Origin of the sequence: Streptomyces roseolus, from assembly GCF_014649855.1 — a bacterium.
Lineage (GTDB): Bacteria > Actinomycetota > Actinomycetes > Streptomycetales > Streptomycetaceae > Streptomyces > Streptomyces roseolus.
This window is the reverse complement of record NZ_BMTV01000011.1, coordinates 192125-203934: the sequence shown is the minus strand read 5'-3', so window position 1 is coordinate 203934 and position 11810 is coordinate 192125. Positions and strand designations below refer to the sequence as shown.

Sequence of the window (11810 nt, the reverse complement as noted above, 5' to 3'; positions counted from 1 at the left end):
GACCCTCGCATCACGTTCGAGACGTACGCGCACGTCATGCCCGACGCGCCGGAGCGGCTGAGGAACCTCATGGACGCCGTCTTCACCCGGGAGGCCGAGCCGGCTCTGCCCCTGGAGTTCGACACGCTCGCTGCGGCTGCCTGACGCCGGTCGATGAGACGTGAGGCCGACGGTCCTCGACGGAGGCTGTCGGCCTCACGTGTCTGCTCACCCATGGCCATCCGATCCGTGTCCGAATGCCCGAGTTCAACGCTCCGTAGTCAGCACCGAACCAGCACCGGAGGGAGAACCCCCTCGTCGAACCGGGGCGGAAACAGCCATATCTGACGCCCTCCTGGGGCGGGTGCAAGCCGCTGTCCGGAAGGTGGTCGACCGTCTCGGAGGGCCTTCGCATGGTGGCCGCCCGCACCTTCGGCCGCCGAACTATGGTGTGCAGCCACATACACGCGTGACCAGCGGGTTTCTACGGTGTGGCGACACGAACACGTCCCCGTCGCCTGCTCGGAAGTGGTGCACATGGCCGCCGCAACACACGCTCCCACGTCCCCCGGATCCATCAAGCGGATCGTCGCCGCGAGCCTGATCGGCACCACCATCGAGTGGTACGACAACTCATCCGATCAGGGCTAGGACCTGCGTCTTTTCGCGCTGTGAGCGGCGAGAACCAGCACGGGAGTTGAGTGTGCTGGTTCAGGCCGGAGGCCGGCGAGTTCCGACCCTGAACCGGAAGCTCTTTGCTCGGAGCCGGCGTCACTCGGTGCGATCTCTCTCGCGGCGCTACATAGGTGGCCATGTTGTGGTGGAACTTCGTCGGCCGCGCCTACGACGAGATCCGCAAGGCGAGGGAGGACTGGACGGCGAGCGATCGCTTCGGCGAGGTCAAGGGCTACGACGGTGACCGTCTGGACGCCTCCGAGCTCCCGGCGGCCCAACTGAAGGCGCGGGGTCGGGTGCGCTGAGTTGGGGTCTTCCGCTCCTAATCGATGCAGGGGCGGAGGTGCCTGGTCCTGTCCGTGGTTCGTTGTCGCGGCTGTGGGAGGAGGGCGTATCGCAGCCCCTCCCGCAGCCGCGCAGTCGGCTGGTGTGCTTCCAGGGTGTGCTCGTGCACGAGCGGGTCCGGTCAGCTGAATGCCGACCTCTTGCCGACTTTTCTGACGGGAGGTCAGTTTTCTCGATGACGCGGCGCAGGGGGGGCCAGCGTGGGTCACGTGGGGCGGAGCAGGAGCGGCGCTCGTCATCCGCGGGCCGACCGCCTGCTCGGCCGTACGGGCCGCGCGGGTGCCCTCAGAGCCGTGCCCGCTGTCTGCGACAGGAAGCTCGCGCACCGGTCTCGGCCCTGGAAGAGCGCGTACCGGCGTCGCGCCTCCTGGCGTCGGTGAACCGCGACGGAAGCGGCCGATGCGGCGAGTCGCTCGCCAGCAGCTTCTTCGTCTGCTGGTAGTGCTCCGGCATCATCTTGTGGGTCTCCCGACCGATGCCCGACCGCTTGTGGCCGCCGAAGGCGGCGTGTGCGGAGTGTGATGAAAGTCCGTGGATGCGGAAAGCGTCTGAACGGGCATGATGACGGACGGAGGGCGATTTGATCACTGACTGCAACGGGCTCCGGCTCTCTCAGGGAGGCTCTGGAGCGGCTTCCGGAGCACCTGACTGACGTCGAGGAGCGACCACCGGGTCTGTGCCGCTACTCCGCGCCGGCAAGGCTCGAAGACTGCTGGGGCAGCAGGCCACGAAGATGACCGAAGACCCGTGGGTCGACGGCGTCGGGATAGCCGTTGAACCAGCCCGTCGGAGGCGGGTCACGCGATTCCGCCAGGCCGTGGCACCACTGCGAGAGGACGTTGTCGCCGAGCGCAGGATCCGTCCCGGCGGCGCAGCTTGACGATGTGCCGAAGGACGCGGTCGCGGTCCACGGACCGGACGGCGCCGATCGAGGCGCCTTCGTGGGCGATCCGGTTCCGGACCTGCCTGGCCTGGTGCAGGGTGTCCGTGCCCGTGGCCCGGCCCGCCGGGAGTGCGGCCAGGCTGTGCGGGCCGCCGCCCAGCGACTTGTCGGCGGGAACTGGGGCGACGGTCTCTTCGAAGGTCACGGCCGGATCTGCCCGGTGGGCGCGGTGCCCCTGTCCCTTGCGTACGCCGGGATCTCGGCTTCAAGGTCAGGGGCGTTCAGCCCACGTACGGGGCCGTGACCGAGGCCTGCACCCGCCGCCACGCCGGCGCTCAGTCGACGGCGGAAGACGATGGTGCCCCGTCCTGCGGTGGGCGAGGGCTCACCCGCTCGACCGTCAGCCGGTTCACCACACCGACCACGCCGTCCACCCGCCACGCGGCTCGGACCAGTACCGACGCGTCGGCCTCCGGCCCGGGCGAGCCGGCCAGGGTGACCATCCCGTCCCGGACATCGACGTGGAGCTTCTCGGCACCGCGGGGGGCCGCCCTCCGGGCAGTGACGGCGTCGGCGACTTCCCTGCGGATCTCCTCGTCCGTTCTCAGGAAGACGCGCAGGAGGTCACGTCGCGTGGTGATGCCGATGAGGCGGTCCTCCTCGTCCACCACGGGCAGCCGGTCGATGTGACGGCGTTCCATGATGCGCGCGGCGTCGACGACGCGCTGCTCGGGGTGGACCGTGACCGCTGGACTGGTCATCAGTTCCATGGCCGCCGACGCGGCCGGACGGGCGTGGACGAGCCGCTTCAGAACTCCCGCCAGTCGGCGTCGCCCGACACCACCGCGGCCGAGACCTGCCTGTCGCCGGGTGAGGTCCGTCTGGGACACCACACCCATGACCTTGTCGTCCTCGTCCACCACCGGCACGCCGCTGATCCGGTGGGAGGCGAGCATGCGGGCCAGTTCGCCGACTGAGGTGTCCGGGCGCGCCTGCACCACCTCACCGGTCATCACCTCGCCCACCATCCGGTTTCCGACCACGGTTCTCATCTCCTGTCGTGCGCGCGGGTACGGGACAGTTCACATCTCGAAGACCACGCGAGCCTTCACCGTTCCCTTGAGCACCTCGTCGACGCACTCGTTGACGGACGAGAGGGGGCGGGTTTCGTAGATCACGCGGGTACGTCCGGCGGCGTGCAGCTGGAACACCTCGGCCAGGTCCTGGCGGGTACCGACGATCGAGCCGATGACGGACGTTCCGCCGAGCACGGTGGAGAAGATCGGAACCTGGACCGCGCCGTCGGCGGGAAGGGCCACCATGACCAGCCTGCCGCCCCGGCGCAGGCCGGCCAGGGCGGTCGCGAAGCTTTCCTCGCTCACCGCCAGGGCCAGGGCCGCGTGCGCGCCTCCGTACCGCTGGAGGACCGTTGCCGGGTCTTCCTTGCGGGCGTCGATGAGGATGTCGGCGCCGAGGTCGGCGGCGAGCCGGAGCTTGTCGTCGGAGATGTCGATCGCGGCCACAGTGGCACCGGCGATCTTGGCGTACTGCACGGCGAGGTGTCCCAGCCCGCCTATACCGGAGATCGCCACGAGGTCTGTCGGACCGATGCCGGCCACCTTCAGGGCCTTGTACGTGGTGACTCCCGCGCACGTCAGGGGCGCCGCCTCGCGCGGGTCGACGCCGTCGGGCACGGGCTGCGCGAAGTCGGCGTGGGCGAGCATCTTCTCGGCGTAGGCGCCGTCGACCCCGTACCCGGTGTTGACCTGCTGTTCGCACAGGGTCTCCCAGCCGGAGAGACAGTGCTCGCACCGTCCGCAGGCCCAGCCCAGCCAGGGCACGGCCACGCGCTGCCCGACCGACAGGTGCGTGACGCCCGCGCCGAGTTCCTCGACGATGCCGACGCCCTCGTGCCCGGGGACGAACGGGGGCGTGGGCCTGACCGGCCAGTCGCCGTGGGCCGCGTGGATGTCCGTATGGCACAGCCCGGACGCTTCGACGCGGATGCGTACCTGTCCGGGACCGGGCACGGGATCGGGACGCTCCTCGATCACCAGCGGTTCTCCCAGGGCCTTCACCACTGCTGCCTTCATGGCCTGCTCCTCATGCTCGTCGTCGCTTCCAGCGTGCTGCGCGGCACGGGCAGGGAACAGAACCGGTCAGGACCCGTTCGCCGGGCCGAAGGGCCGTGGCGGACCGGGCCGGGAGGGGCACGGCGCACGAGGGCCCAATGACCCTGCGGCGCCCCCCGTTCGGCCCCTGCCCCCCGGCCAGGCGGAGCCGACAGGCTGGCCCCACTCGAATCGGCACCTGTCGGGAGGGCGGCGGAGATGACCGTACGCATAGGCATCAACGGCTTCGGGCGCATAGGGCGCGACTACCTGCGCTGCGTCATGGAACGCATGGAGACGGGTAACGGCATCCCGGTGGAGGTGGTGGCCGTCAACGACCTCGCCTCGCCGGCCGCGCTGGCCCACCTGCTCGCCTACGACTCCACCTACGGCAGGCTCGGCCGCACCGTCGAGCACGACGACGAATCGCTCACGGTGGACGGGCACCGCATCGCCGTCACGTCCGAGCGCGACCCGGCCGACCTGCGCTGGGGGGACCTCGGTGTGGACGTGGTCATCGAGGCCACCGGCCGCTTCCGCACCAGGGAGGACGCCGGCCGGCACCTGCGGGCGGGTGCGCGCAAGGTGCTGCTCTCGGTGCCCGGCAAGGACGTGGACGCCACCCTCGTCATGGGCGTCAACGAGTACGCGTACGACCCGTACGCGCATCACGTGATCTCCAACGCGTCCTGCACCACCAACTGCGTGGCCCCGATGGCGAAGGTCCTCGACGAGCGCTTCGGGATCGTCAAGGGACTGATGACCACCATCCACGGATACACCAACGACCAGGTCGTGCTCGACGGTCCGCACAAGGACCTGCGCCGGGGGCGCACGGCCGCCGTGAACATCATCCCGACCGGCACCGGTGCCGCCCGCGCCGTCGGTCTCGTGCTCCCGGAGCTCGCCGGCACCCTGGACGGCATCGCCGTGCGCGTGCCGGTCGAGGACGGTTCGCTGACGGACCTCACCCTCGTCCTGGAGCAGCCGGTGTCCGCGGAGGACGTCAACGACGCCTTCCTCGACGCCGCCGGTGGACCGCTGAAGGGCATCCTGCGCGTGAGTCACGCCCCGATCGTCTCGCGCGACATCGTCGGCGACCCCGCGTCCTGCATCGTGGACGCCCTCCTGACCCAGGCCCACGGGAACCTGGTCAAGGCCTTCGGCTGGTACGACAACGAGTGGGGCTACACCAACCGTCTGGTCGATCTGACCCAGTACGTCGCCGCCCTGCTGGACGGCCGGTGAACCCCGGGGCACGCGGCGGCAACGGAGACGGGACGGCGGGCGTCAGGCGGGTGCGGCTATGGCGATGGCGGCGCAACGCGCTGCGCCGCCGCTCCCACGCCGTGGAGGGCTGGTTCCTGCTGGTGCTGGGCGTGACCGGGTGCGTCGGCGCGCCGCTGGGCGGCGCGGCGGCCTGGGAGGCCGTGCTGGAGGCACGGTCACAGCAGCGGGCCGGGAGCCACCTCACCGACGCCGTGCTGGTGGAGGACGCCGCACCGCCGGCCAGGGGCAGCGCACGCACCACGGTCGCGGTGCGGTGGACCGACGTCGACGGCGTCCCTCACACCGACCGGGTGCCGGTCGCCGGCCACCTGGAGCGCGGAGCGCGTGTCCCCGTGTGGACGGATGAGGACGGCGCGATGACCTCGGCGCCGCCCGGCCTGGCCGCCGCACGGTTCGACGCCTCCGTGGCCGGAACAGCCGTCACGGTGAGCCTCGGCTTCATGGTCCTCGCCGTCCACCGGATCGTGCGACGGCGATACGAGCGTCGCCACAGCCGGCGGTGGGCGAGGGAATGGGCCCGAGTGGCTCCCGCGTGGGACCCGCGAACCGCCTGAGCTGCCGCCGGGAGACCATCGGGCCCCTCCGCGGGACCTTCGGGACCTTCGCCACGGGCTCGTCCGGCGCAAGGCTGTGGGTGACGGAACGGGCAGCCGACCCGGTGGCCGGCCTTGCACGGCCGCCGGCCACCCAGACTCAGGGAGCCTTCATGACCCAGCCGACCAGCGACCCGCACACCACCTCTGACAGCGCCCCATCGGACACGCGCGTGGCCGTGAACCTGCTGGTCGACAACGCGACCAAGGCACTCACCGACTTCGAGTCCTTCACGCAGGAGCAGGTCGACCACATCGTCGCCAAGGCCTCCGTGGCCGCCCTCGACCAGCACACCACCCTGGCACGGCTGGCGGTCGAGGAGACCGGACGCGGCGTGTTCGAGGACAAGGCCGCGAAGAACATGTTCGCCTGCGAACACGTCACGCACAGCATGGCCCGGGCGAAGACGGTCGGCGTCGTCGGCCGCGACGACATCGAGGGAATCATCGAGATCGCCGAACCGGTGGGCGTGATCTGCGCGGTCACCCCGGTCACCAATCCGACGTCGACGACCGTCTTCAAGGCGCTGCTGGCACTGAAGACGCGCAATCCGGTGGTGTTCGCCTTCCACCCCTCCGCACAGGCGTGCAGCGCCGAGGCCGCCCGCGTCGTGCGGGACGCCGCCATCGCCGCCGGAGCCCCCGAGCACTGCGTCCAGTGGGTCGAGGAGCCCTCGATCGAGGCGACCAGCCTCCTCATGCGCCACCCGGGCGTGGCCCTGATCCTCGCGACCGGCGGAAACGGCATGGTCAAGGCCGCCTACTCGGCGGGCAAGCCGGCCGTCGGCGTCGGCGCGGGGAACGTACCCGCCTATGTGCACCGCAGCGCTGACCTGCGCAGGGCCGTCAACGACCTCGTCCTGTCCAAGTCCTTCGACAACGGCATGATCTGCGCCTCCGAACAGGCGGTCATCCTCGACGCGGAGGTGTACGACGAGGCCCTCGCCGAGTTCCGACGCCTGCACGCGTACCTCGCGACGGCGGAGGAGAAGAGGCAGCTGGAGACCTACCTCTTCCCGCCGGACCCGGCGGGGCGCCAGGGCCGCGTCAATCCGGCGGCCGTGGGCCAGAGCCCCGCCTGGATCGCCGAGCGGGCCGGGTTCACCGTCCCCGCCGACACCTCGCTGATCCTGGCCGAGACCGGTCGCGTCGGCCCGGGCGAGCCGCTGACGCGGGAGAAGCTCTGCCCGGTGCTCGCCGTGCTACGGGCCGGCACGCCCGAGGAGGGGTTCGACCTCGCCGCCGACATGGTCGCCTTCCACGGGCAGGGGCACAGCGCTGTGATCCACACCGGCGACCCGGACCTCGCGGAACGATACGGCCACCGCATGAAGACGGTACGGATCATCGTCAACTCACCGTCGTCCCAGGGAGCCATCGGCGGCATCTACAACCGCCTCCTGCCCTCGCTGACCCTGGGCTGCGGATCCTGGGGCAGCACGTCCGTCTCCGACAACGTCTCCGCCGCCCAGCTGCTCAACATCAAGCACGTCACCACACGGCAGAACAACCTGCAGTGGTTCAAGGTGCCGCCGAAGATCTACTTCGAGCCGCAGGCCATCCGCTACCTGGCCGCGATGCCGGATGTCCACCGCGTCACCGTGGTCACCGACGCCACCATGACCCGGCTCGGATACGTCGACCGCGTCAGCCGGGTCCTGCGGCAGCGGGAGCGGCCCGTGACCCTCCAGGTCATCGACGACGTCGAACCGGAGCCGAGCATCGACTCCGTACGACGCGGCGCCGCCCTCATGCGCGACTTCCGGCCGGACACCATCATCGCCCTCGGCGGCGGGTCCCCCATGGACGCGGCGAAGGTGATGTGGCTGCTCTACGAACAGCCGGACGTCGACTTCGCGGACATGCGGCAGAAGTTCTCCGACATCCGCAAGCGCGCCTTCCGCTTCCCGGTTCTCGGTGACCGCGCGCGCCTGGTCTGCGTCCCCACCACCTCGGGCACCGGCGCCGAGGTCACCCCCTTCGCGGTGATCTCCGACCCGGCGACCGGCAAGAAGTATCCGCTGGCCGACTACGCCCTCACCCCCAGTGTCGCGATCGTCGACCCGGTACTCACCGCCGACCTGCCGGCGTCGCTCGCCGCCGACAGCGGCTTCGACGCCCTCACGCACGCCACCGAGGCGTACGTCTCGGTCTACGCCAACGACTTCACCGACGGCCTGGCGCTGCACGCCATCAAGCTGATCTTCGAGAACCTGGAAGCCGCCGTCACCGGCCGGGACGCACCGCGAACCCTGGCCCGGGAGAAGATGCACAACGCGGGCACCATCGCAGGCATGGCCTTCGGCAACGCCTTCCTCGGCATCGTCCACGCCATGTCCCACACCCTGGGCGCCACCTTCCACCTCGCCCACGGGCGGACCAACGCGATCCTCCTCCCGCACGTGATCCGCTACAACGGCACGGTTCCCGCCAAACCGACGGGATGGCCCAAGTACGAGAGCTACCGGGCGCCCGAGCGCTTCCAGGACATCGCCCGCGCCCTGGGACTGCCGGCCTCCACCGCCGCCGAAGGCGTCGCCTCGTACGCCGCCGCCGTGGAGCGCCTGCGCGACGCCGTCGGCATCGAACCGTCCTTCCGAGCCCTGGGCGTCGACGAGACCGACTTCACCAGCGCCCTGCCGCGGCAGGCGCTGAACGCCTACGAGGACCAGTGCGCGCCCGCCAACCCGCGCACGCCGATGCTGGACGACATGGAGGACATCATGCGAGCCGCCTACTACGCCGGGCCCCGGCCACTGCCCTTGAGCTGACGCTCCGGGTCACCCGCCCGGCCGATAGGCTGTCACGGTACGGGCGGGTGATCGACGGAGGAGGACCGGTGGGCGTGGAGGAGCCGCTGTCGCGGATGCCCCAGATGCGGCTCGACGAGCTGCTGGAGGAGCTGCAGGCGCGCATCAACGCCGCCCGCGGCACCCGGGACCGGGTGCACAGCCTCCTGGAGGCCGTCGTCTCGGTAGGCCGTGAACTGGACCTCTCCCAGGTGCTGCGGCGCATCGTGGAAGCCGCCGCCCTGCTCGTCGACGCCCAGTACGCGGCGCTCGGAGTGATCGGGCCCGACGGCCGGACCCTGTCGCAGTTCCTCACCGTCGGGCTGACGGAGGAGGAGATCGCGAAGATCGGCCCCCTGCCGGCCGGGCACGGCATCCTGGGAGAGCTCATCCGCAACCCGGAACCGCTCCGCCTGACGGACCTCGGCGCCCACGAGGCGTCCTACGGCTTCCCGGCCCATCACCCGCCGATGCGCACGTTCCTCGGCGTGCCCATCCGGGTACGCGACGAGGTCTTCGGCAACCTCTACCTGACCGACAAGCGCGGCGGCATGGACTTCGACGCCGAGGACGAGTCGGTGATCTCCACCCTGTCCGTCGCCGCCGGCGTCGCCATCGACAACGCGCGGCTGTACGAGGGGTCGCAGCGCCAGCAGCGGTGGCTTCAGGCCAACGCGGAGATCACCAACAGCCTGCTCTCAGGCAGCCCCCGACTCGAGGTCCTGGAGCTGATCGCCCGCCGCGCCCAGGAGATCACCGGCGCGGCGCTCGCCGACGTCTCCGTGCCCGTCGCCGGGACGGACGACCTCGTCGTCGAGCTGGCCATCGGTGCCGACGGCGAGACCCGCCGTGGCCTGGTGGTCCCGGTCGCGGGCACGCTTTCGGGCGCCGCCTACCAGGCCGGCGCCCCCGTGACCACCGCCGGCCTCGCGCAGGACGACCGGTACACCGCCGGGCCCCGTCGCTTCGACGGGCTGGGCCCGGCGGTCGCCGTCCCGCTGGGCACCGCCGTCAAGGACACCCGAGGCGTTCTGCTGCTCGCCCGTCACGAGGCCGAACCGGTCTTCACGGAGGGGGAACTCGACCCGCTGCTCGCCTTCGCAGGGCAGGCCGCGCTCGCTCTGGAGCTCGCCGCGCGGCGCAGTGACGCCGAGCAGCTCGCCCTCCTGGAGGACCGCGACCGCATCGCCCGGGACCTGCACGACCTCGCCATCCAGAGGCTCTTCGCGACCGGGATGACCCTGCAGAGCGCGGCACGGCTCGTACAGCACGAGGGCGCCGCCGAACGCGTCTCGCGCGCGGTGGGGGACCTCGACGAGACCATCAAGATCATCCGTTCCACGATCTTCGGCCTGCGTGCCCGTGAGGAGGACTCGGGACCGAGTCTGCGGGCACGCGTGGCCCGCGCGGTGGGAGAGGCGGCGACGACCCTCGGCTTCCCGCCACGCCTGAGCATGGAGGGACTGCTCGACACGGACGTGCCGCCGCAGGTGGCCGAGCACGTCGTGGCGGCCCTCACGGAAACGCTGAGCAACGCCGCCCGCCATGCCCACGCGAGCCGGGTCGAGGTCTCGCTGCAGGCCACCAACGACGAGGTCGTCCTCACGGTGACGGACAACGGCCGGGGCATCCCCGCCGAGGGCAGGCGCAGCGGCCTTCGCAACCTCGAGGAGCGGGCGACGGGCGTGGCCGGCACGCTGCGGGTCGAGCGGCCGACGGAGGGCGGCAGCCGACTCGTGTGGCGGGCGCCGCTCGCCCCACGCCGTGACGGCTCGTGATCGCCGTCGCGGGACGCCGTCCTCACACGCGCCGTGCGGGCTCGGGCGCCGGGACCACCCCTGGCAGCCGGAACGTTCGCGTGCAGGTCGCACGCGCTCCCGGAGAGGAAGGCCGACCCGCTACGGGGTGAGCCGCAGGCCCGTCACCAGGTCCGGTCGGATGCGCAGCGCGGCGTTCATGGCGGGGTGGTCCACCCAGGAGCGCAGGCGGGAGGCGAAGGACGCCAGCTCGCCCTCGTCCGTGACGCGGCGGGCGTATCCGGTGACCACGACGCTCCAGCCCAAGTGTGTTTCGGGATCGATGACGTCCGCTTCGTAGGCCACGACGACACCGGTGGCGTCGGTGGGCGCCACGATGGAGGCGAGCGTCGCGCCGTCGTGGAGCTGGACGACGACGTCGTCGCCGTCCATGAGGTGGTTGACGGGACGGACGGCCGGCAGGGCGTGCTGGGTGAAGACGATGCGTCCCAGGGACACGGTGCCGAGCAGGCGCAGCGCCTCGGCCCGCCCGAGCTGTGCCATCCGCCGGGGCGCCACCGCCTCGCGGTGATCGTCCACCGTTCGATGAGTGGCTTCCTCCTCCATCGTGCCCACCTTCTGCTCCGGTTCGGTCCTCGCGTGCTACGCGCCTTCCGTCAGCGTGCCTGCGGCCGACCACCGGCACTAGGGCCGAACGGACCTTTCCCGCCACACGCGTTTCAGGCCGTCCTGCCGGAGGGCACGGCCTCCTGCCCAGCTGTCAGGCGAAGGAGCAGGGCAAGGCACGGTCCACGCCCAGGGCCCGGACGACCCGAGCGGGAAGCCGCTGGATACCGGACAGTCTCAAGCCCACGCCGGAGGCCTGGCAGCGCTGGTGCATGCGGAGGAAGAGCGCGACGCCGGAGCTGTCGCAGAAGGTGACGCCCGTCAGGTCGAGCGTCACTCCGCGTTCCGCCTCCCTGGTCAGACGGTTCAGAACCGGCTCGATGCGCGCGACGGTGCAGAGATCGAGCTCTCCGGCCAGGGCGACGGACACCGTGCTCCGGTCCGCTGGGGTCTCGGTCAGGCTGATCTGGGTCATGGTCGTGGAGGCTGCCTCTCTGTGACCGGGCAGGGCCCGTGGCCCCTCGTTGCGCCGACAGCGCCGGCACGGGGCAGTCCACCGGAACGCGGACTCGGGCGGCATCTGCCGTGGGTCCCTCGGCGCGGGGCCGAAGGTCCCTGTCCGGTCGGGCTGATCGCGAAGGGCCCATCGGATGCGAGTCGCCTCCGCCGCCCGGTGTTCCTCGTCCGTGCGGTTGCCGAGCCCGGCGATCGCATGGGCACCGCCGCTCCGGGCACCGGTGTGGAGAGGACGACGCGGAATGAGGGCCATCCGGCCCTGGCCG

General features: G+C 71.2%; 8 protein-coding genes and 1 pseudogene. 5 read left to right on the top strand and 4 right to left on the bottom strand.

Going from position 1 to position 11810, the window contains the following annotated elements; genetic code table 11:
- Window positions 1–791: 791 nt before the first annotated feature.
- Window positions 792–959: pseudogene (locus tag IE245_RS15910) on the top strand (pirin family protein); the annotation flags it as partial.
- Between the two features lie 1258 nt (window positions 960–2217).
- Here IE245_RS15910 and IE245_RS15900 read toward each other — a convergent pair.
- Together IE245_RS15900 and adhP are read right to left on the bottom strand one after the other, a co-directional pair.
- The gene (locus IE245_RS15900; RefSeq protein WP_229851312.1) at window positions 2218–2925 is read right to left on the bottom strand and encodes a CBS domain-containing protein; all 708 of its coding nucleotides are present in this window, start codon (window positions 2923–2925) and stop codon (window positions 2218–2220) included.
- Between the two features lie 39 nt (window positions 2926–2964).
- The gene (gene adhP, locus IE245_RS15895; RefSeq protein ID WP_189947851.1) at window positions 2965–3975 is read right to left on the bottom strand and encodes an alcohol dehydrogenase AdhP; all 1011 of its coding nucleotides are present in this window, start codon (window positions 3973–3975) and stop codon (window positions 2965–2967) included.
- Between the two features lie 237 nt (window positions 3976–4212).
- Between adhP and gap the strand changes: the two genes are divergently transcribed.
- The 4 genes from gap to IE245_RS15875 all read left to right on the top strand — a co-directional run bounded on the left by gap (window position 4213) and on the right by IE245_RS15875 (window position 10443).
- Window positions 4213–5241 carry a type I glyceraldehyde-3-phosphate dehydrogenase gene (gap, locus tag IE245_RS15890; RefSeq protein ID WP_189947849.1) on the top strand — a complete coding sequence of 343 codons (1029 nt, stop codon included), beginning with the start codon at window positions 4213–4215 and terminating at the stop codon, window positions 5239–5241.
- A 50-nt stretch (window positions 5242–5291) separates the two neighbouring features.
- The gene (locus IE245_RS15885; protein WP_189947847.1) at window positions 5292–5837 is read left to right on the top strand and encodes an Rv1733c family protein; all 546 of its coding nucleotides are present in this window, start codon (window positions 5292–5294) and stop codon (window positions 5835–5837) included.
- 152 nt (window positions 5838–5989) lie between these two features.
- On the top strand, window positions 5990–8647 hold the full coding sequence (gene adhE, locus IE245_RS15880; RefSeq protein WP_189947845.1) for a bifunctional acetaldehyde-CoA/alcohol dehydrogenase: 2658 nt from the start codon (window positions 5990–5992) through the stop codon (window positions 8645–8647).
- Between the two features lie 68 nt (window positions 8648–8715).
- Entirely contained in the window at window positions 8716–10443 is a 1728-nt protein-coding gene (locus IE245_RS15875) for a sensor histidine kinase (protein WP_444545735.1), read from the top strand.
- Between the two features lie 120 nt (window positions 10444–10563).
- Here IE245_RS15875 and IE245_RS15870 read toward each other — a convergent pair whose 3' ends face one another.
- On the bottom strand, window positions 10564–11028 hold the full coding sequence (locus tag IE245_RS15870) for a pyridoxamine 5'-phosphate oxidase family protein (protein ID WP_189947843.1): 465 nt from the start codon (window positions 11026–11028) through the stop codon (window positions 10564–10566).
- A 154-nt stretch (window positions 11029–11182) separates the two neighbouring features.
- Window positions 11183–11503, bottom strand: a complete 321-nt coding sequence (locus tag IE245_RS15865; protein ID WP_189947841.1) for an STAS domain-containing protein — start codon at window positions 11501–11503, stop codon at window positions 11183–11185.
- Window positions 11504–11810: the final 307 nt, after the last annotated feature.